The organism is Peptostreptococcus anaerobius 653-L (assembly GCF_000178095.1).
In the GTDB taxonomy this organism is placed as follows: Bacteria; Bacillota; Clostridia; order Peptostreptococcales; family Peptostreptococcaceae; genus Peptostreptococcus; species Peptostreptococcus anaerobius.
Genome location: NZ_ADJN01000057.1, coordinates 73,185 through 93,494, shown reverse-complemented (window position 1 = coordinate 93,494; position 20,310 = coordinate 73,185). Strand labels below are relative to the sequence as shown.

The window sequence follows — 20,310 nt, the reverse complement described above, 5'->3', positions numbered from 1 at the left end:
ACCAGGACTATTAATAAGTTAAATTTATGTAAAAATTTCCTTAATAGAATAGGTCTAAACATGATTATAGGATATAAATTTGGAAAGATATATAATATAATGAATTATATTGCATTAGTTATATATGTGTTTTTGATATGTAGACAATATACTGAAAATAGTACAATTGAGTCTAAAATTAACACAATTTAAATCTTTTGTAAATTTTATTTCAAATTATGTTAGATATATAATGTTAGTTAAACATTAGTTAAGCTTTAGATAGTAATATGTGAGTGTAGGATGAATTTTGTCCCGAGTTTGTTAATAGACATATTTCATCTATCGTAGAATACTTGCCTATCTAGAGACAAAAAAACGAAAAACTAAAACAATTAATAAGAAAATATAAAAATTTGCTTTGGGATTAATTAATTTTTTATTGAGAATTATTAAATATCTTTTTAAGATAACTAATTTAGTAGATTTTTTGTTCTTTTACCCAAAAAATAGGTTGAAATTCTTGAAATTTGTTTTAATATTTATTATACTATAGAGGTATATGGAAACGGAGGGAAATAAAAAATGCAAAATAGTATCGAAACTACAATATCATTCTTGGTTAAGTCACTACCTAAACTATTTAACGATTTTTACCTAGAAGATATCAAAAAGTTCATATCGGATAAGAATGTTAATAAGACGCAGCTGAGAGCCTTGACATTCATCAAAAACTATGGAGCAATCAATATGACAGAACTTTGCAATATGTTAAATATTGAAAAGGGAAGTTTGACAACTATGATTGACGACCTAGTTGAAAAAGGATATGTTGAGAGGGTAAATGACAAGAAAGACAGACGTAGGTACATAATAGTTATGACTGAAGCTGGCGATCTATTGTCAGACAATTTCATGACTTACCTAAAGGGGTCATTGGAACAAAAGATGGGGAACATAGGAATGGACAAGATGAGCAGTATGGTTGCATCGATGGAAAACATCATCAACATAACTGAAAGCATCTCGGCTAAATAGTTTGGTTCTTTGTCAACTAGCGTTGATGAGTAAAATCCGAAATTTATGCGACAGCATCTTGGATACATATAATATCCTTGATGTTGTCTTTTTTCTTTATGTGAATCTTTTTCCTTAATAGTACTCTTAATCTCATATTCTGGAAGCTTCTAAAGCCGAATGCGGTCTTCTTCATCGATTTAATTAGATTGTTGTTACTTTCGACAACAGCATTCGTATAACCTGTTTCTAGAGAATTTACGATAGCATCCTTGTAACCATATAGCGTGTTAATGGCAGTCTCAAATTTTGGTGGAATAGAATCCTGATTTAAATATCTATCTAAAAAAGGTCTCTAAACCATCGATATCTCTGTTATGTATGGTGTATAGAAACTCTTGATATAGGCTGTGACCAACTGATAGCCTATCAGACAGGCTAAGTAAGTCTATTAAAATTTCTTTTGTATTAGTCCATTTTTTGTAGTGTACATACTTGTAAAATTTAACTCCGTTTAGATTAAAGTTCTTCTTTAAAAGAACCTTCCAGTACTTTTTAAGCTTCTTGTTATTCGTTGATCTTGTGTTAAAGTTCTTCATAACATCTATCCTCAATTTTTGCATGCATCTAGTAAATAATTGAACTACATGAAATTTATCAATGACTATTTGAGCATTTGGAAATAGGTCAATTCCAAGGCCTATATATGTTTGATACATATCTGTGGTTATGTATTTCACCATGCTCCTAGCCTCCTTAGAAAAGCTTTCAAAGTATTCTCTTAAGTACCTTTTACGTCTATCAGGGACAATATCGATGATATCTCCAGTTTGGATATCACATAGGATTACGCTCATATTTGAATCGACAGATTTCAGTGATTTAAATTCATTTATTCCAAGTACCTCTGGTAGCATTGTTTATTTACCTTGAAAACATTGGACCTTAGAACTCTCTGAACTGTTGCAGTTGACATGCTATATGTAGATGCTATGTGTTTTAAGGACACATTTTCAGCATTTTATCCACTACAATGCTCACAAGAGTCAGGTATATACGTCAATTTGCCTTTAATGACTGTATGTTCAATTCCTCTAATAGTCTCGTTTTTGAAGCAATCTTGATCAAATTCTATGTTTCTATCGTAAATTTTAGTCATTTTTGCTATAATCCCATCTTTGACACTTTTTACAATGTAAAAGCCGGCTAGGCTAGTAATCACAATACCTCCGGCTTTTTTTAAGTGTTTAAATTTCGCGTACTTTTTTCTTTTTGGTTGTTTCTTTGAAAATTTTTTTCATATTTTTGTCACTTATAATCTCATAGTCTGTCCTAAAACCAAATGCTTCATGCAGATTATCTGTAATATCTGTTCTTTCATACACTGGTATGTATCCCTCAGAAGAGGCATGTAAGAAATTCATGTTTCTTAGAGTATCCAATATGTCACAAATAGCATATTTATAATCTAGTTTTTGCTCCAATAGCCTCATTATAATTAATGACAAGAAGCAAGTTATAAAATGAGCCTGTATTCTGTCATCTCTTTGTAGAAAAACAGGTCTTGATTCAAAATCAGATTTCATTATTCTAAAACATTCTTCTATTTCCCATCTCGAATGGTTTATAGCAGCAATTTTTTCTCCATCTTCGTCTAAGTTTGTAGAAGATAAGTAAAAACCGTCGTGCATAGACTCGTCAAAGATAACTTTTTCATCTATAAAATAGTTTTCAAACTCAGCCAACTCACCGTCAGGTGTATAGCTGCTTTTTTTATTGAATCGTTTATAATCGTTAGCTCTGGATTTTTTGATCGCTGAAGGGCTTGTATTCACAAGTTTATGAGCCTTTTCAATCTGTCTATTTCTTATTTTTCTTTGGTATAACTTGTATTTCAAAGAAAATGTTATGACATATTTTTCTTCAAAACCATTTTCATTGACCCATCTTTCTTTATAAAAAGTGCATCCCTTATACTTATCTATATTTTCGTCACTAGATTGTATCTCATCTAAGTTATAGATCTTTTTAGAACCACTCAAATGCCAACCATTTGGATCTAAACACCAGTCAAGTAGATGTTTTTTAATTTTTTTAGTTGAAAGTGTTGTTATATATGACCTATTTGCAAGGCTATTGAACATCTTATTTTCCTTAGAGGATAAGCCAGCATCAGTACACACTATAAAACTTGAATGTTCAAAGTCTTTTATAATATTTTTTTCAAGTGGTATCATAGTCTTTTGTTCATTGGTATTACCCGATTGTAAAGAGAATGCTAAAGGTATTCCACTACCATCCATAAAAAGTCCCATCTGTACTATAGGGTTGGGTCTATGTTCCTTAGAAGGTCCGTATTTTCTTATTCCAGATTCTTCTTCGCACTCGAAAAAGAAATTAGTACAATCATAAAAAAGTATACTATCATTTCTAGTAGATATTTTTTTACTGTTTTTATATACTTCTGATTGTATAAAATCATTCTTTTTAGCAATTTTATCAAGTGCTCTATATATTTGATGAAGATCAAAATTAGGTTGTTCTAAAAACTTTTTTTGATTCTTCGAATGTATTTAACTTTGAAGAAGGGTAAATGATCCTTCCATATATTAACCTAGATAATATAGAGTTTAAATCGTATTTAAAACCAAACTCATTAGATATATCATCACAAATCTTTTTTAAACCCAATGAATTGTATAGTGATTGCAAGAATAGATAACCACCATTGAAGAGCCTTTTTTGATTTTTAGTAATAGTTTTAGATTGCTTGTATGGTATTAAAACAGTTCTATTTTGTCTTTTCTCTTCTTCATTTAGTTTTTCAACGTACTCTTTTGCCCATTCATATGGATCTATATTTTCACCAAGTTCTTCTCTTAATTTTTTCTCAGTACCAAGTCTTTCGACAACAACTGAAGTGTTAGACTTCGTCTTAGGGTTATAAACTGATTTTATTACATAGAAAGAAGCTGAATTTTTTGATTTTGATACTTTTAATCTCATGCCGATACCTCCAAATACTTATATTATAACACATTACGAGATATTACGCAATACAAAAATTCAAAATTTGACAAAAAAAGCATTATCAATGCTTTTAGCGATTTTAAGAGTTAAAAAGTGTCAAACTTCCGCGATATATATCAGTATACTAATTTATGTAACTCAAGTTAATAGTTATTTCTAATTATTATCAGAATTTCTCTTTATTTTTAGTATACAATTTGATATAATAAATATAGAAGATTATAATATGAATAATAAAACTGTATCGAAACGATTGAAATATCTTCGTTCTATAAATAAAAAACTCAAAAGGAGTTTGCAGAATTTTTAGGGATACCTCAACCGTCAATGTCTGCTTATGAAAATGGTAAAAACAATCCCATAATAGATGTATTGATAGATATTGCCGATAAATGCAAAGTATCTTTAGATTGGCTTGCCGGAAGAAGTGACTATACTTTAAGTCTTTCAAGTATGAGAGATTTTGTTTTATTCATGTATGAACTGTCAATGAAAAAGAAATCGTATTTGAAATAATTGTGGAAGATAAATTCCCTAATAATGACATTGAAACCGATGGAAATAAATGGAATGTTGAGCTTGTGTTCTATGGCAATGACAAAGAACATCTGTTTAATGCAGATGTTTGCAATATTTTAAAAGAATTATCAAACAATCTGTTCGACTTGGAGTCTTACTCTATTACAAAAGAACAATTTGATTCTATGAAAAATAAGTCTGTAGATTATTATTCTCTCCCACTAACAAAGAAAGAGTTTGAGGAACTTTCAAGAGATGAAATTCTAAAAAAGAGAATTGAATACTTGAAAGAAAATAATCTTCTATAATTTTTAATTTTGATACAAAATATTACACTGCAAATAAACGAGAGGTACATATATGAGATTTAGTGATTTATTTATCAGCTACAAAATTGGTTTAAAAGGTATCGAAAGTACCATTCCATTTACTGAACTTCCACTTTACAGAAAAATTACAATTGTAATTTTTCTTATCGGAATTATCATCAGTGGAATTTTGTATATTTTTATACAAAATATATTTTCATTTACCCCAATAGCATTAAGCTTAATTTCGCTTATAATTTTTGCTATAATTGACTCTAAAAAGAGTACTCTTAGTTACATGCTTGAAAATTACTACATTCCTTATTCTAAAGAGCGAATGGACATGACCATTGAAGTTTTAAAAAAATATAAGATTAACATAGAAAATGTAGATTCCCTTGATATGCTAATCACGGAAGCAAAATATGCACAAGCCGAATGTGATTTCTTGTCACAATTCAAAAAGTCTTTTAAAACATTAGGTTCTATCATTATTCCTATTGTCGTATCTATATCAAAGAAAATTAGTGAAGCAGCTACTCTAACCGATATAATTAATATGGCTGCATTAGAAATAATCTTAATTTTACTAATTTTTTCACTCATATTTACTTTTGCACCTATCATAAAGGATTTATTTTATCGTGATTATAATAAATATACTGAATTAATATATGACTTAAGACAAGTAAAACTTTTCTATGCAAAAGAATTTAGCTAAGAATTTATTATTTAGTTCATTATTATGGTTCTATAATATATAGCGTTGATGGTAACAAAAATGCTTTCAAAGTCGTAAGGCTAAGAGTGTTGATGTTACTGTCAGCGCTATTATTCTAAATAAAAGCAAAAGCCAGTACACATAAAAATAGGGGGGAAGGCATTCATTTTCATGTTACTGGAATGCCTTCCCCTATTTGATGAAGATTATACTTACGGTTTAGTCCTACTTAATTAATATTTATTATTTGTTTCCTGCTGCCTTGTAAGCTTCTAGACCTAACTTCATGCATTCTGCTGCTGCCTTTAGATCGTCACAGTTTAGGATGTAAGCAAGTCTTACTTCGTCTCTTCCTAGTCCTGGAGTAGCGTAGAAGTTTTCAGCTGGAGTAGCCATTGTAGTTGCTCCATTGTGTCTGAATTCGTTTAACATATAGATAACGAAATCTTCGGCGTTTTCTACTGGAAGCTTAACCTGCATATAGAATGCTCCTGTAGGCTTCTTGCAGATTACTCCTGGTATTTCCATTAATGCATCATATAGAGTATCTCTTCTCTTGCAGTATTCCTTGTTTACTTCTTCTAGGTATGACTTTGGAGTCTTGTATAGTTCAGCAGCTCCAACCATTTCTAGAGTAGGTACGCAAAGTCTTCCCTGACAAAGCTTTAATACCTGTGCTATGAATTCTTTGTTCTTAGATGCTAGTGAACCGATTCTAGCTCCACAAGCTGAGTATCTCTTGGATACTGAGTCTACTATTATTACTCTGTCTTCAACTTCCTTGATGTTACCAAAGCTTGTATACTTTAGTCCATCATATGTAAATTCTCTATATACTTCGTCAGATACTATCCATAGGTCTTTTTCTATAGCTACTTCTGCTAGCATATGCATTTCTTCTACTGTGTATACTGCACCAGTAGGGTTACCTGGGTTTGATAATATGATTGCTCTAGTCTTGTCATCTATTGACTTTAATACTTCTTCCTTAGATGGAAGGTGGAATCCATTTTCTGCCTTAGTTGTTATAGGTCTAATGCTAACGTCTACAGAAGTAGCAAATCCATTGTAGTTAGTGTAGAATGGTTCAGGTATAACTACGTTTTCTCCAGCGCTACAAAGTGTCATAAGAGCGAATAGAAGTGCTTCAGAACCACCGTTTGTGATTAGGATTTCACCCTTTTCGAAAGTCATGTCATATCCCTTGTAGTAGTCTATCATAGCCTGAACTAGTTCTTCTGAACCAACTGAATCAGCATATGCAAGAACCTTTTCATCGAATGCCTTAACTGCCTTCATGAAACCTTCTGGAGTCTTGATGTCTGGCTGACCTATGTTTAAGTGGTAAACCTTTACTCCCTGCTTCTTAGCTGCTGTTGCAAATGGTACAAGCTTTCTTACTGGTGAAGCCTGCATAGAACCAACTCTTGTAGAAAATCTCATTGTGAATACCTCCGTATTATATATAATGTTATTAGATTTAATCCAATTTAGAAAATTTGAATTAATTCAGTAAGTAAAAAATAAAAACGTTTTTACCTCTTTTAATTAATATATCATATATACCCACAAAAATAAATGGATTTTTCATATATTTAAAAATTAACAATAATCACATAAAAAAATAAAGTAATGTAATGTTGGATAAGACCAATACGATGTATTATAATGTAATAGTTGATATATACTTAAAAATACCATGCAAGTCTGATAATATTTACAACAAACTTAACTTTATATTAGTAGGGTAGTTTAGATACCTCATTTATAGTCAAAATATACCATATGTAGTATAATATATGTGAGATAAGTGTAAATAAGAAATAGAGGTGTTGTATGAAAGATATAAGAATAGACTCGATGACAGGTAGCTTGGTTATATATTCAAGCTTTAGAAACAAAAGACCACACGATAATAAAAAGAAAGTACCACCGATGGTAGAAAAAGAATCCTACTCAGAGACTTGTCCTTTTTGTAAGGGTAATGAACATATATGTGGAGAATCCTTGTATGAAATTATAGTTAATGGTGAGTGGAAGGCTAGATCTGTGTTTAACAAGTTCCCTATATTGGATATGTCCACTGATGAAATATTTGGTCAGCACGAGGTTGTTGTGGAGTCTGACAAACACAATGCCAACTATTTTAATATGGATAGGGGAGACTTTGAAAATGTCCTTAATATGTACAAGATGAGGACTCGTGACCTAAAAGAGGTCGAGGGTATAGCATATGTCAATATTTTCAAGAACTCTGGTAGTAATTCAGGGGCATCCCTAGATCACCCTCATTCTCAGATTATATCTATGAATATAATACCTCCTGAACTTGAAAAGGAGATTAGAGTGGCTGAGGACTTCTATGAGGAAGTTGATGAAAACTTGTATGAGTATATAATTGATGAAGAGCAAAAAAACAGGACTAGGATCATAAAGGACTCTAAATTTTTTATTGCCTATGTACCTTATGCTTGTAGGTACAGTGGTGAGATAAGGATAATCCAAAAGACGGACTTGGCAATATCTGACTGGGACGATGAGCATATTGAGGACCTTGCCTATATGCTTGAAGGGGTATTCTCAAAGTGGTTTGCCTATCATGGTGAGATATCTTTTAATATGTTAGTCCATAATTACCCGCTTGATAGGGATTATAGGCCTATATTTAGGAACCATATACACATAATACCTAGGAAGTATAATTTTGGAGGATTTGAACTCAGTACAGACCTTTTTGTTTGTGGAGTGGATCCTGAGGAGCTTGCAAGTGAATTGAGATTTGATTAGGAAGAAGAACTTGATTAGAGAGTTTAGATTTGATTAGGAAGAAGAACTTGGTTAGAGAGTTTAGATTTGATTAGGAAGAAGAACTTGGTTAGAAAGGTTAGATTTGACTAAGGAATACAATACTAATAAGTTGTAAAAAATTACATACTTTATTGTAAAAAAATATATAGTAACTCTTGTAAAAATAAGGTAAATGATATATAATATTAAAATAAAAAATACGAATATTAATTTGCCTAATTGAAAAAATATACACAAATTATTATTTATCTAGTGTAACAGGGGGTACATATGTCAAAGTTATTGTATTATATAAAGAGTGAATACCTTTCAGCTGAAAAGTTGAAGGAAATATTAGGAGCAAATCCAAATGTAAAGTTTGTTTCGTTGATGGGTGTAGACATAGGTGGTAATGCCACTGATGAAAAGATACCTGTGAGCCTATTTTTAGATGACATAGACTCATTCTTGAAGGGTTCTATACAGACTGATGGTTCTTCAGTTGAGCTACATAACATAGCAACTCTGAACAATGCCAAGGTTGACCTTAAGCCTGACACTGAGAGAACTTGGTATGTTGATTACAACAAGGAGTTTATAGATCCTGAGACGGGACTTCCTGTTGGTACAGTGAGAATACCAGCATTTCTAGTGCATGACAACAAGATAGTTTGCTCTAGAGGTACCTTGCTAAAAGCCGAAAAACACTTTACTCAGGCTATAGAAAAACTAATTAAGGATAATCCACAGATAATAGAAAACACGAACATTGATAGCGTTGATGATATAGAAAGTATATCTTTGACAGCTGCTACTGAATTGGAATTCTGGGTCAACACACCAGAGGACAAGGCAGACCTTGAGAAACTATTTGTATCTCAGTCTCTAAAGGAGCAGTATTGGAAGAGAACTAGGGGAGTGATTAGGACTTGCCTAGAAGAGTGTCTAATAGAGCTTGAAAAGTATGGTATTGAGCCTGAAATGGCGCACAAGGAAGTCGGTGGTATCCATTCTTCAATCAACAATACTGGTACTACTAACCACGCTATGGAGCAGTTGGAGATATCTTGGAAGTTCTCTACACCTCTACAGGCAGCTGACAATGAGTTGTTTGTAAGGGATATTGTAGATGATATATTTGAATCACACGGACTTGAAGTGAGCTTTAAGGCCAAGCCAATCCATGGTGTTGCAGGTTCTGGTGCCCATGTCCATGTCAGCGTAGGTGCAAAATTAAAGAATGGTAAGATGGTAAATATGTTTGCCCCTAAGAATATGAGGGAAGACTACCTTAGCCCTATAGGTTATGGTTCATTGATGGGTATGCTAAAGAACTATGAGGTTCTAGGTCCTATAGTTACTAATACTAATGACGCTTTTAACAGGTTGGTTGCTGGTTTTGAGGCTCCAGTATGTACAGTTACATCACTTGGTCATTCTTATGAAGTGCCATCAAGAAATAGGTCGGTACTCGTTGGTCTGATAAGAGATGTCAATTCAGACAAGTCACTTAGGTTTGAACTTAGGTCTCCAAACCCACTATCTAACAAGTACCTTACTATAGCTGGTTGCTACCAGACTATGTTAGACGGTATCAGGGCAGTTGCAGACAACAAGAAGTTTGATACTAAGGAGCTTGAAAAGGAAATATCTAAGCAGCCTCAGGACAAGGGATTCTACCTTGAAGAGGGAAGAGCCTACAGGGACGAAAATGACGTATTCGAGGTGTATTCTCTAGTTGAGAGAAATAGATTGTTCGGTATGCCACCAGCTACTGTATACGAGGCTATGAAGTACCTAGATGAAAATGTTGAAAAGAAGAAGGCCTTGACAGATGGAGATGTATTCACTGATGCTATAATAGAGTCATTCAAGCTTGGATCGTTGGACAAGTGGAAGAAGAAGCTTTCTACTAGAATTATAGATAGGAACATAAGACTGCTTAGGACATTCAAGAAGCTACACACTTCAGATTCTATGGATGCTATAGATGAAGTGATGTGGGATTCAATTGATCAGATCAAGCATGAACTGATGAAGAATACCCTAAACGAGCTTTCAATATATGGAAGAATCAAGGAATCTCTAGAGATGGGAGACTATGAAGAGGCATCAAGACTACAGCAGATAGCCAAGGTCAAGATGGAAGAAGTACAGCAGTGCTATGTTAACTATAGGAAGAATGTGTTTTAATAAGTTAGCATAGAATTAAGTATGTAATAAATTGTATAAATAATATATTGTATAAATAATATATAGAGCGTTGATTGCATTTTTATGTGGTCAACGCTCTTTTTGGTAGAAGGTGGTATTTGGTGATATTGTGGTTTCTATATTCCAAGTTAAAATAGGACTAAAAAGGCAGTGAACAGATCCTATATTCGGTTATCAAAAAGGTTATCAAAAAGGTTATCAAAAAGGTTATCATTAAAATAGGTAGTGAACTAAATATTAAAAGAATAATATAGATAGTTGTTTTTTAAAGTTATATATGCTATAATACTTGGAATTAGAGAGAAACAGCTTTGTTAAATTATATGAAAATATATAGACAAGTTATGCTTATAGAGAACTAATTAAAAATTTTATCGTAACTTTATTAATAAAGTTGTCAATAAAGTTGTCAATAAAGTTGTCAATAAAGTTATCAATAAATCAGAAATTATCAGATATATTTTTACAATTGCACATAAGTGAACGTTCCGGTAGAGGTGTTCCAAAGGTTATTAGCGTATATGGTAAAGATGTATTTGATTTTAGAGAAAATTCTATTGTAGTAAATATACCTTTTAATTGGATAGATAAAACTGAAGTGAGTGAAAGTAAAATCAGGAAAACTGATGCTAGGAAAAATGGTAAATATATTGATAGCAAAGAGCTAAGTGATAAAAGAATAAGGATTTTATATGAAATGAGAAATAACCCTAACATAACTCAAAAACAACTCTCAGCTATACTTGGTGTTACAAGGACTGCTGTACAGAAACACATAAAATATCTTAGAGACAACGATTATTTAGAAAGAGTAGGTTCTAACAAAAATGGATACTGGCTAGTAAAAGATTAGCTTGAATATGAATTTTAAAAAGGAGATCAAAACTTGTTATTGTAAGTTTATGATCTCCTTATTTTTTTACATATAATCTACTTAATTACAGCCTTATGGAACTTTTTCTTACCCTTTTTGATAGTTACGCCATCTCTAAGGTCTGCTTCTGTGATAGCCATCTTGCAATCATCAGCTACAGAGTCGTTTACGCTGACACCGCCCTGCTGTACAAGTCTTCTAACTTCACTCTTAGTAGGAGCAAGTCCTATCTCGATCATCAACTCATCTAGGGCAATCGAACCATCAACTAGCTTTGATGAATCCAATTCAGTTGTTGGCATATTTGCTGAGTCAACACCACCTCTAAATAGTGCTCTTGATGCTTCCTGTGCCTTGTCTGCTTCTTCTTTAGAGTGAACTAGGCTAGTCATTTCGTATGCTAGTAGTTCTTTTGCTTCATTTAGCTTGGCACCTTCCCAAGATTCCATAGGCTTGATTTCTTCAAGTGAAAGGAATGTAAGCTTCTTGATAAAGTTGACAACATCTGCATCATCAACATTTCTCCAGTACTGGTAGAAGTCAAATGGGCTAGTCTTGTTAGGGTCAAGCCATACAGCTCCACCTGCAGTTTTACCCATTTTAGTACCATCTGCCTTAGTAAGTAGTGGTATAGTCATTGCAAATGCATTTGCACCAGTCTTTCTTCTGATTAGGTCTGTACCGCCAAGTAGGTTAGACCACTGATCGTCTCCACCTAGCTGCATATTACAGCCAAGTTCTTTATATAAGTGATAAAAATCGTATGATTGCATTACCATATAGTTGAATTCTAGGAAAGAAAGTCCTTTTTCCATCCTATTCTTATAGCATTCAGCTCTTAGCATATTGTTTACTGAGAAGTGTGGTCCAACTTCCCTTAGCATATCGATGTAGTTTAGCTGCAATAGCCAATCTGCATTGTTTACCATGATACCCTTACCTTCGCCAAATTCAATGAACTTTGACATCTGAACCTTGAAGCAGTCGCAGTTGTGTTGAATTGTTTCAGGTGTCATCATCTGTCTCATGTCTGTACGGCCTGATGGGTCGCCTATATAACCTGTACCACCACCAACTAGTACTACTGGAGTGTTACCGGCCATCTGTAATCTTCTCATTAAACAAAGAGCCATAAAGTGACCAACGTGAAGTGAATCAGCAGTAGGGTCAAAGCCTAGATAGAACTTGGCCTTACCTGTATTGACTAATTCTCTGATCTCTTCTTCGTCTGTAACCTGGGCTACCAAGCCACGGGCTAATAGTTCTTCGTAAATTCCCATGATCTACACCTCTTTCTAAAAAATTAATTTCAACATATTTAAGATATATAATGACATTTGTTTAATCTCATTATGTAGGTCTAAATAAATTGATAGATACTATAATTATACACTAATATTTATAAATGTAAAGAGGGAAATTGATTGACTTATTTAAAAAATGTTGATATTTCAACAGTGGTAAAGATGATTGGAAAATGTTATACTAGTAGTAATATAAATGTTATACTAGTAGTAATGTAAGTATGGTTTTAAGTTAAGATAATACGTTTTAATGTAGTTTATAAAAATAGTTGACATATTCGGCTTATAAGGGTATAATTAAGTAGTTAAAGTACGGGCGTACCTCTTTTACTAAGGCAAGGTATTTATGTACGTCTATGAATCAGGAGGAAGAAATGAACGAATTAATCAAGGCTATAGAAGCCGAACAGCTTAAGAGCGACATCCCTAATTTTGGTGCCGGGGATACAGTAAGAGTACACGTTAGAATTATCGAAGGTAAGAGAGAAAGAATCCAGGTATTCGAAGGTGTAGTAATTAAGAGACAGGGTGGAGGAGCTAGAGAAACTTTCACAGTTAGAAAAATATCTTTCGGTGTTGGTGTTGAAAGAACTTTCCCAGTTAACTCTCCAAAGATTGAAAAGATCGAAGTTACTAGATTCGGTAAGGTAAGAAGAGCTAAGATAACTTACCTAAGAGGTAGAACAGGTAAGGCTGCTAAGATTAAGGAAGCTAGAGGTAAAAGAGCTTAGTCTTAGGATTCTTAGAATAATGTAAAGTAGGATGTCTTTTTAGGCATCCTTTTTATGTTTATTGGTAAGTCTAAATAAATTAGACTAGTATGTTGCGAAAGGAGTGACATTATGAGCTATAATGAAGAGTATTTAAAAAGTGACAATATGAATATAAATTGGTATCCAGGCCATATGAAAAAGACTAGGGAGCTGGTACAGAACAATCTCAAGCTTGTAGATATAGTTGTTGAGTTGTTGGATGCAAGAATCCCTCTTTCTAGCAAGAACCCTGATATAGATAGACTAGTGGGTGACAAGCCTAGGATTATACTTCTTAACAAGGCTGATATGTGCAAAAAAGAAGACCTAGACAAGTGGATTTCTTATTTTTCATCTGAGGGTGTTAAGGCTATTACAATTAATGCCATGACTGGTAAGGGTGTAGATAAGTTGGTCAGTGAATGTAGGGAAGTGACAGCTGATATGATGGAAAAACTTGCTGAAAAGGGAAGAAACCAGAGACCAATAAGGTTGATGATAGTTGGTGTACCTAATGTAGGCAAGTCATCTCTGATCAACAAGCTTTCTGGTAGAAAGTCTACTCAAACAGGGGATAGACCGGGCGTTACCAAGGGCAAGCAGTGGGTCAAGGTAAGGGGTAATATGGAATTGCTAGATACTCCGGGTATCCTATGGCCTAAATTTGATGATCAGAGGGTAGCCTTAAACCTAGCATTTACAAGGGCTATAAAAGATGAAATACTAGATATTGAAACTCTTGGTCTTAGGTTGATAGAACGTCTAATGGAGATTGCTCCAAATGACTTGATAAAAAGGTACAAGCTAGACTCAATATGTGACCTGCCTATAGACACTATGGAAGCCATAGGTAGAAAAAGAGGATTTATCATATCAAAAAATGAGCTTGACTATACAAGGATAGCTACAACTGTATTGAATGAGTTTAGAGAAGGTAAGATAGGTAGGATATGCCTAGAGTCTCCTAGGGATATCTAGCATAAATAAGCCTATACCAAAGATATATCAACTGCCATTTTATTTAATAAAGTGGCAGTTTTTTTAAAAAATTCTGAAAAATAGTTGACTTTTGACCCTTAGAATCCTATAATCTACTTAAAATCATATAGGATTTATGGGGGTAATATTATGATAAATATTGATAAAAAGGTCGCTTGGGTTGAGGTTAACCTAGATAATCTTGAGTTCAACTACAATGAACTTAGAAAGAGGGTACCGGATTCTGCAAAGATGTGTATGGTGATAAAGGCGGATGGATACGGTCATGGAGCTGTAGAACTTGCCAAGTTCTATGAATCTATTGGGGCTGATTTTTTTGCTGTTTCTAGAGCCAAAGAAGCCAAGGAATTGAGAGATGCTGGAGTTAAATCTCCTATACTAAATCTAGGGGTAACCTTGGAAGATGAATATGAGTATATGGTAGAAAGAGACCTTTCGATGACTATATTTGACTATAATGTTGCATCTAAGATTAACGAAATAGCCAAGAGTATGGGCAAGGTAGCTAGACTTCATATCAAGCTTGATACTGGTATGTCTAGGATAGGATATGTGGTTGAAGGAAGGCTTGACTATGTAGTTGGCGAAATAAAAAAGATAAGTCAATTGGAAAATATAAGGTTGGAGGGTATGTTTACCCATTTTGCAAATGCAGATGAAGCCAACCCAGAATTTAAAAATATTCAGTTGGCAAGGTTTAAGTCTGTAGTAGATAGCCTTGAAGAAGAAGGCATTAAGATAGAGCTAATTCACTGCTCAAACAGTGCAGCAATCCTGAATGATGATGACGATTTCAATATGGTTAGACCGGGTGTCATCCAGTACGGGGTCTATCCATCTGATGAAGTTGAGAAAAATGTAGCCATCAAGCCAGTTATGTCCTTTAAGTGTAGGGTTGCAAATATCAAAGAGCTAGGATCAGGTGTGTCTGTTGGTTATGGCAGAAATTATTTTACTAGTAAAACTGAGAGAATAGCCACTATAACTATAGGTTATGCGGATGGGTTCTTGAGAGGAAGAAAGGGAGCTTATGTATATATAAATGGACAAAAATGTCCTGTTACTGGCAATATATGTATGGACCAGACAATGGTCAGATTGCCTGATGGTCTAGATGTTAAGATAGGTGATGAAGTCCTATTGTTTGGTGAAGAGTATGTTACAGTTGAGGACGTGGCTAGAGAATGTTCAACTATAGTCCATGAGGTATGGTGTAATATAAATAGGAGGGTTGATAGGATTTATAAGAGAAACGGAGAGTTTGTAAAGCTTGTAGATTACCTTGATAAATAAGTAATAATTTTTGATTTGCATAAGTATTAAATTCCCTGTTATAATAAATATATCAGGGAATTTTTTCTGAAATAATAAAGAAATTTTATTGAAAAATCAAGATATAATCATTATCGGGGATTTAATAGCTAATCATCAAAGGAGATAAAAATGGAATTTTATGATATAGATAAAATATCGTCTATGAAGTCAAAGGATATAAGGCATATATTTGACACTTTAGATGAAAGAGACTACAATGACTTTATAAAGATGTTTTCCAAAGACACTAGAAAGTCAACTCAGACCTTGTGCGTCAGACTTGAAAAAAAGATTGAAAAACTAAGGCAGGAAGACCAAAGACTAGACTTGATCAGCCAATATGAAAACGATGCATACTTAGCTGGTTATCAATTGGTTGCAGGTATAGACGAGGTTGGTAGGGGTCCTCTAGCAGGTCCTGTAGTAGCAGCTGTTGTAATATTAAAAAAGGGTACCAAAATAAGGGGCATCAACGACTCCAAGAAGATACCTGAGAAGAAGAGGGAAGAATTGTATGACCTTATACTTGACCAGGCCCTTGATTATGGTATAGGCATGGCTAGTCCTAGTGAGATTGACGAGCATAACATACTAAATGCTACCTATATAGCTATGAGAAGGGCTATTGACAAGCTTAAATATAGACCTGATTGTCTGCTCAATGATGCTGTTAGGATACCAGGAGTGGATATACATCAGGTTCCTATTATAAAGGGTGACTCAAAGTCTATCTCAATAGGGGCAGCCAGCATTGTAGCTAAGGTGACAAGGGATAGGATGATGTATGACTATGACAAGGAGTATCCGGGCTACAATTTCTCTTCCAACAAGGGCTATGGTACTAATGAACACTATGACGGTATCAGGGCCAAGGGAAAATGTCCTATACATAGGGAGAGCTTCCTTAAAAACTTTAGGGATACTATTTAATAAATAGAGTCATTTATAAAAGGTACTATACTATTTAATAAATATAGTCACTTATAAAAGGTACTCTACTAGTAAATAAACTTTAGGGAGTAATGTATTTTCGTTAATAAAATGTAAAATTTATTATATATATTAATCATGAAATGGGGTATATGAAATGGATTATCAAGATATGCTAAAAGAAGCTAGAAGGAAGTTTAATGGAACATGTCGTGTCTGTCGTGTATGCGATGGGGTTGCGTGTAGAGGTGAAGTACCAGGCATGGGTGGCAAGGGTACAGGAAGTACCTTTATAGAGAATGTCAAGGCCATAGACAAGATCAAGCTGAACATGAGGGTCATTCATGATGTAGACAAGGTAGATACTAGCCTAGAATTATTTGGTAGAAAGCTATCTCTACCTGTAATGGCAGCTCCTATCACTGGAACAAGCTTAAATATGGGTGGACTAGTAACAGAAAAAGAGTATATCGTACCAGTAGTCGAGGGTTGTAAAAACAAGGGAACTCTTGCTATGGTAGGTGATACAGCTATAGACCAGTTCTTGTTGGATAACCTCGAGGTACTTGACAACAATGGCGGCGAGGGAATAGTATTCATAAAGCCATGGGAAAATGATAATGTTATAAAGAAGATAAGAGAGGCAGAAAAAGTTGGTGCGGTTGCTGTAGGTGTGGATATAGATGCCTGTGGACTTGTTACACTTAGCCTACATGGTAAACCAGTAAAGGCCAAGACTGTCGATGAAATAAAGGAACTTGTTCAGTCAACTGAGCTTCCATTTATACTTAAGGGTATTATGACACCAGATGAAGCAGAAAAGGCTGTTGAAGCAGGCGTATATGGTATCGTCGTATCTAACCATGGTGGTAGGGTACAAGACTATACACCGGGAACTGCAGATGTCTTAGAAGATATAGCCAAGGTTGTAAATAAGAGGATAAAGGTATTTGTAGATGGTGGTATTAGAACAGGTGTAGATGTACTCAAGATGATAGCCCTAGGAGCAGATGCCTGTCTAATAGGAAGACCTTTTGTTACTGCATCGTTTGGCGGTGAAGTAGAAGGGGTAGAAATGTATATAGACAGACTAAAATCTGAATTAGAAGGATCAATGATACTGACTGGGTGTAAAAACTTAGAGTCAATAGATTCTAGAGTTATATACGGTAGATAGTATCATTACACTAGGAGGTAATATATGAGATTTTAGAGATATTGCCAAGAGACAGACATAAGTAGTAGATATTAGTTAAGTTTAGACTAGAGAAGCACGATTTTCTCTAGTCTTTTTTTATGCAAATTCAGCTTTAGTATTGGTCTTAAATGATTTAAGGACTGATTTTAAAATACAGGTTAACTTTTAATTTTTTATGCCTATAAAGACAATAGGAAGTATAAAATAGGCATTGATGTTTAGGAGTTGATTATTTACTTATGAATAATTATGAAATAGGTAGGCTTGGAGAGGATGCTGTTGCCTACTATCTAGAAAAAAATGGATATGAAGTTTTGGATAGGAACTATAGGACAGCTAGGGGAGAGATAGATATTATATTCTCTGATGGGGACTACCTTGTATTTGGTGAGGTCAAGACAAGAAATAGTCTATACTTTGGTAGACCCTGCCAGGCAGTAGATATAAATAAAAAGATAAGGATTGTAAATACAGCCAAAAACTTTATGGTAAAGAATAATTTTTACGATATGAATATAAGATTTGACGTATTTGAAGTCTACTATAAGTCTAGAAAAATACTGCATATAAAAAACGCTTATGATACTTAGTTATGAATAAAAATATATGATATTTAGTTATGAATATAAATACAAGTAGCTTATAGCAAAAATTAAAGGTACTTGTATGACACCATGTAGATCAAATAATAAATATATGATAAAAGTTTATAAATATATTAAAGCTATTATTTTGGAGGCATAAAATGATTAATAAGGTAAAGGCAGGTATGATACTGGGTATTGAGGGAAGAATCATAGATGTTGAGATAGATATAGGTAAGGGAATGCCATGTTTTTCTATAGTTGGTCTAGCTGGTACTGAGGTCAAGGAGTCTAAAGAGAGGGTTAGGTCTGCTATCACAAATTCTGGATATGATTTTCCCTTAAAAAGAATTGTTGTAAATTTATCTCCTGCAGACTTGAAAAAGGATGGGGCATATTTAGATCTGGCTATTCTGATGGGGATTATGAGGGGCAAGTTAAAAGTGTCGGACAGTTTTCTTGAGGAAAGTCTGTTCTTGGGAGAGTTGTCTCTTGATGCCAATATCAAGCCAATGAGGGGGATAATTGCCATAGCCCTATCTATGCTAGGAAGTAAGATAAAAAGGATTTTTGTTCCAGCTGATAACTACATGGAGTGTTCTGCTATAGATGGTATAGATATTGTTCCTATTTCGTCTGTAAAGGAGGCAATCGGGATTATTAATATGAAGGAAAAAGACAGAAAATCTCATATTGATAAGCTTGTAAGTAAGATAGTGACTGAGTCTGAGGATTTTAATCGGTCGGATAGGTCCTTTAGATATACATCTGATGGTAAGAAACTCTTTGATGAAGATTTTTATGATATAAGGGGAAACAAGTTGGCTAAGAGGTGTGCTCTTATTAGTCTAGCTGGCAACCATAATATGCTTATGGTAGGTCCACCCGGTACCGGCAAGACAATGCTGGCAAAGGCCATGAAAAATATGCTACCCAAAATGTCCGACAATGAAAGTCTCGAAGTGAGCAAGATATATAGTGCAGCGGGTAAGTTGGACACTAAGAGAGGACTTATATCTACTAGACCCTTTAGGCAACCCCACCATACAACTACCAAAATTGCCATGATAGGGGGTGGGGCTAATTCATCCCTAGGTGAGATCAGCCTATCTCATAAGGGTATATTGTTTTTGGACGAGATGGCTGAGTTTCCCAAACCTATAATAGAGTGCCTAAGACAACCTATTGAGGATGGGTTTATAAATATATCAAGGCTAAACAGGTCAATCAGGTATCCTGCTGAGTTTTTGCTATTGGCTACCATGAATCCTTGCCCTTGTGGTTACCTATCCAGTTCTAGACCTTGTAGCTGCAGACAGTATGAAATTGATAGATATAGGTCAAAAATATCTGGACCTATACTAGACAGAATAGACCTTTATTGTGAGATAGTTGAGGCTGATTACAGTGACATATCTGGAAATTCAAGTGATAATAAGACATCGTCTGACTATATAGATGACATAAACAGAGCTAGGGATATACAGGCTGATAGGTTCAAGGACTTGAATATCAACACAAACTCGCAGATGAAGCCAGAGGATATCAGGGTTTATTGTCAGATGGACAAGTCAGCAGAGAATATACTGCAGTTGGTATATAACAAATACAAGCTCAGCAATAGGTCTTATATGAAATTAATTAAGATTGCAAGGACCATAGCTGACTTGGACGAGAGCCATACTATAAAAGAAGATCATATACTAGAGGCGTTTTCATATAGAAAGGCCTACTACAAGTACTTCTGTGATTATTGATATGTAAAGTCTAAGAGTATAGG

General features: G+C 34.2%; 18 protein-coding genes and 1 pseudogene. 14 read left to right on the top strand and 5 right to left on the bottom strand.

Features of this window, described 5'->3' with window-relative positions; translation table 11 throughout:
* The first annotated feature begins 564 nt into the window (after window positions 1-564).
* The gene (locus HMPREF0631_RS06965) at window positions 565-1,017 is read left to right on the top strand and encodes a MarR family winged helix-turn-helix transcriptional regulator (RefSeq protein ID WP_002844044.1); all 453 of its coding nucleotides are present in this window, start codon (window positions 565-567) and stop codon (window positions 1,015-1,017) included.
* A gap of 43 nt (window positions 1,018-1,060) precedes the next feature.
* Here the strand turns inward: HMPREF0631_RS06965 and HMPREF0631_RS10465 are convergent, their stop codons facing one another.
* From HMPREF0631_RS10465 to HMPREF0631_RS06950, 3 genes and pseudogenes are all read right to left on the bottom strand, one after another.
* Window positions 1,061-1,315: a transposase gene (locus tag HMPREF0631_RS10465; RefSeq protein ID WP_080547802.1), complete on the bottom strand. Its 255-nt coding sequence runs from the start codon at window positions 1,313-1,315 to the stop codon at window positions 1,061-1,063.
* Between the two features lie 19 nt (window positions 1,316-1,334).
* Complete coding sequence (locus HMPREF0631_RS09580) at window positions 1,335-1,913, bottom strand: transposase (RefSeq protein ID WP_002844049.1); 579 nt, start codon at window positions 1,911-1,913, stop codon at window positions 1,335-1,337.
* Window positions 1,914-2,243: 330 nt separating this feature from the next.
* Window positions 2,244-4,002: pseudogene (locus tag HMPREF0631_RS06950) on the bottom strand (IS1634 family transposase).
* Window positions 4,003-4,353: 351 nt separating this feature from the next.
* Between HMPREF0631_RS06950 and HMPREF0631_RS10385 the strand changes: the two are divergent.
* Genes HMPREF0631_RS10385 through HMPREF0631_RS06940 form a run of 3 tightly spaced genes read left to right on the top strand, consistent with a single transcriptional unit; the run spans window position 4,354 to window position 5,574 of the window.
* The gene (locus tag HMPREF0631_RS10385; protein WP_002844100.1) at window positions 4,354-4,542 is read left to right on the top strand and encodes a helix-turn-helix domain-containing protein; all 189 of its coding nucleotides are present in this window, start codon (window positions 4,354-4,356) and stop codon (window positions 4,540-4,542) included.
* A 2-nt stretch (window positions 4,543-4,544) separates the two neighbouring features.
* On the top strand, window positions 4,545-4,853 hold the full coding sequence (locus HMPREF0631_RS10220) for a hypothetical protein (RefSeq protein WP_002844038.1): 309 nt from the start codon (window positions 4,545-4,547) through the stop codon (window positions 4,851-4,853).
* A 52-nt stretch (window positions 4,854-4,905) separates the two neighbouring features.
* Complete coding sequence (locus tag HMPREF0631_RS06940) at window positions 4,906-5,574, top strand: hypothetical protein (protein ID WP_002844027.1); 669 nt, start codon at window positions 4,906-4,908, stop codon at window positions 5,572-5,574.
* A 243-nt stretch (window positions 5,575-5,817) separates the two neighbouring features.
* Here HMPREF0631_RS06940 and HMPREF0631_RS06935 read toward each other — a convergent pair whose 3' ends face one another.
* On the bottom strand, window positions 5,818-7,017 hold the full coding sequence (locus tag HMPREF0631_RS06935) for a pyridoxal phosphate-dependent aminotransferase (RefSeq protein ID WP_002844089.1): 1,200 nt from the start codon (window positions 7,015-7,017) through the stop codon (window positions 5,818-5,820).
* A 393-nt stretch (window positions 7,018-7,410) separates the two neighbouring features.
* On the opposite strand from HMPREF0631_RS06935, the gene galT reads away from it, so the two are divergent.
* The 3 genes from galT (at window position 7,411) to HMPREF0631_RS06920 (ending at window position 11,428) form a co-directional block, all read left to right on the top strand.
* Entirely contained in the window at window positions 7,411-8,361 is a 951-nt protein-coding gene (galT, locus tag HMPREF0631_RS06930; RefSeq protein WP_002844107.1) for a galactose-1-phosphate uridylyltransferase, read from the top strand.
* Window positions 8,362-8,652: 291 nt separating this feature from the next.
* The gene (locus tag HMPREF0631_RS06925) at window positions 8,653-10,554 is read left to right on the top strand and encodes a type I glutamate--ammonia ligase (protein ID WP_002844093.1); all 1,902 of its coding nucleotides are present in this window, start codon (window positions 8,653-8,655) and stop codon (window positions 10,552-10,554) included.
* Between the two features lie 439 nt (window positions 10,555-10,993).
* On the top strand, window positions 10,994-11,428 hold the full coding sequence (locus tag HMPREF0631_RS06920; RefSeq protein WP_050774526.1) for a MarR family transcriptional regulator: 435 nt from the start codon (window positions 10,994-10,996) through the stop codon (window positions 11,426-11,428).
* A gap of 77 nt (window positions 11,429-11,505) precedes the next feature.
* Here the strand turns inward: HMPREF0631_RS06920 and tyrS are convergent, their stop codons facing one another.
* Window positions 11,506-12,729 carry a tyrosine--tRNA ligase gene (tyrS, locus tag HMPREF0631_RS06915; RefSeq protein ID WP_002844055.1) on the bottom strand — a complete coding sequence of 408 codons (1,224 nt, stop codon included), beginning with the start codon at window positions 12,727-12,729 and terminating at the stop codon, window positions 11,506-11,508.
* 398 nt (window positions 12,730-13,127) lie between these two features.
* Here tyrS and rplS point away from each other — a divergent pair, with 398 nt between their 5' ends.
* The 7 genes from rplS to HMPREF0631_RS06880 all read left to right on the top strand — a co-directional run bounded on the left by rplS (window position 13,128) and on the right by HMPREF0631_RS06880 (window position 20,287).
* Complete coding sequence (gene rplS, locus HMPREF0631_RS06910) at window positions 13,128-13,484, top strand: 50S ribosomal protein L19 (RefSeq protein WP_002844108.1); 357 nt, start codon at window positions 13,128-13,130, stop codon at window positions 13,482-13,484.
* Window positions 13,485-13,595: 111 nt separating this feature from the next.
* On the top strand, window positions 13,596-14,483 hold the full coding sequence (gene ylqF, locus HMPREF0631_RS06905; protein WP_002844079.1) for a ribosome biogenesis GTPase YlqF: 888 nt from the start codon (window positions 13,596-13,598) through the stop codon (window positions 14,481-14,483).
* Between the two features lie 150 nt (window positions 14,484-14,633).
* A complete protein-coding gene (gene alr / locus HMPREF0631_RS06900; protein WP_002844060.1) occupies window positions 14,634-15,797 on the top strand; it encodes an alanine racemase in 1,164 nt (387 codons plus the stop codon).
* A gap of 150 nt (window positions 15,798-15,947) precedes the next feature.
* Complete coding sequence (locus HMPREF0631_RS06895) at window positions 15,948-16,748, top strand: ribonuclease HII (RefSeq protein WP_002844057.1); 801 nt, start codon at window positions 15,948-15,950, stop codon at window positions 16,746-16,748.
* Window positions 16,749-16,905: 157 nt separating this feature from the next.
* Window positions 16,906-17,925, top strand: a complete 1,020-nt coding sequence (locus HMPREF0631_RS06890) for an alpha-hydroxy-acid oxidizing protein (protein WP_002844076.1) — start codon at window positions 16,906-16,908, stop codon at window positions 17,923-17,925.
* Window positions 17,926-18,185: 260 nt separating this feature from the next.
* Window positions 18,186-18,536, top strand: a complete 351-nt coding sequence (locus HMPREF0631_RS06885; RefSeq protein WP_002844080.1) for a YraN family protein — start codon at window positions 18,186-18,188, stop codon at window positions 18,534-18,536.
* A gap of 155 nt (window positions 18,537-18,691) precedes the next feature.
* Window positions 18,692-20,287, top strand: a complete 1,596-nt coding sequence (locus HMPREF0631_RS06880) for a YifB family Mg chelatase-like AAA ATPase (protein WP_002844096.1) — start codon at window positions 18,692-18,694, stop codon at window positions 20,285-20,287.
* Window positions 20,288-20,310: the final 23 nt, after the last annotated feature.

Excerpts from the sequence above, each read along its gene's own strand:
- HMPREF0631_RS06885 (WP_002844080.1), top strand. The coding sequence starts at position 18,186 with ATGAATAATTATGAAATAGGTAGGCTTGGAGAGGATGCTGTTGCCTAC.
- HMPREF0631_RS06940 (WP_002844027.1), top strand. The coding sequence starts at position 4,906 with ATGAGATTTAGTGATTTATTTATCAGCTACAAAATTGGTTTAAAAGGT.
- galT (WP_002844107.1), top strand. The coding sequence starts at position 7,411 with ATGAAAGATATAAGAATAGACTCGATGACAGGTAGCTTGGTTATATAT.
- HMPREF0631_RS10385 (WP_002844100.1), top strand. The coding sequence starts at position 4,354 with ATGTCTGCTTATGAAAATGGTAAAAACAATCCCATAATAGATGTATTG.
- tyrS (WP_002844055.1), bottom strand. The coding sequence starts at position 12,729 with ATGGGAATTTACGAAGAACTATTAGCCCGTGGCTTGGTAGCCCAGGTT.
- HMPREF0631_RS06925 (WP_002844093.1), top strand. The coding sequence starts at position 8,653 with ATGTCAAAGTTATTGTATTATATAAAGAGTGAATACCTTTCAGCTGAA.
- rplS (WP_002844108.1), top strand. The coding sequence starts at position 13,128 with ATGAACGAATTAATCAAGGCTATAGAAGCCGAACAGCTTAAGAGCGAC.
- HMPREF0631_RS06935 (WP_002844089.1), bottom strand. The coding sequence starts at position 7,017 with ATGAGATTTTCTACAAGAGTTGGTTCTATGCAGGCTTCACCAGTAAGA.
- HMPREF0631_RS06895 (WP_002844057.1), top strand. The coding sequence starts at position 15,948 with ATGGAATTTTATGATATAGATAAAATATCGTCTATGAAGTCAAAGGAT.
- HMPREF0631_RS09580 (WP_002844049.1), bottom strand. The coding sequence starts at position 1,913 with ATGCTACCAGAGGTACTTGGAATAAATGAATTTAAATCACTGAAATCT.
- ylqF (WP_002844079.1), top strand. The coding sequence starts at position 13,596 with ATGAGCTATAATGAAGAGTATTTAAAAAGTGACAATATGAATATAAAT.
- HMPREF0631_RS06890 (WP_002844076.1), top strand. The coding sequence starts at position 16,906 with ATGGATTATCAAGATATGCTAAAAGAAGCTAGAAGGAAGTTTAATGGA.
- alr (WP_002844060.1), top strand. The coding sequence starts at position 14,634 with ATGATAAATATTGATAAAAAGGTCGCTTGGGTTGAGGTTAACCTAGAT.
- HMPREF0631_RS06880 (WP_002844096.1), top strand. The coding sequence starts at position 18,692 with ATGATTAATAAGGTAAAGGCAGGTATGATACTGGGTATTGAGGGAAGA.
- HMPREF0631_RS06965 (WP_002844044.1), top strand. The coding sequence starts at position 565 with ATGCAAAATAGTATCGAAACTACAATATCATTCTTGGTTAAGTCACTA.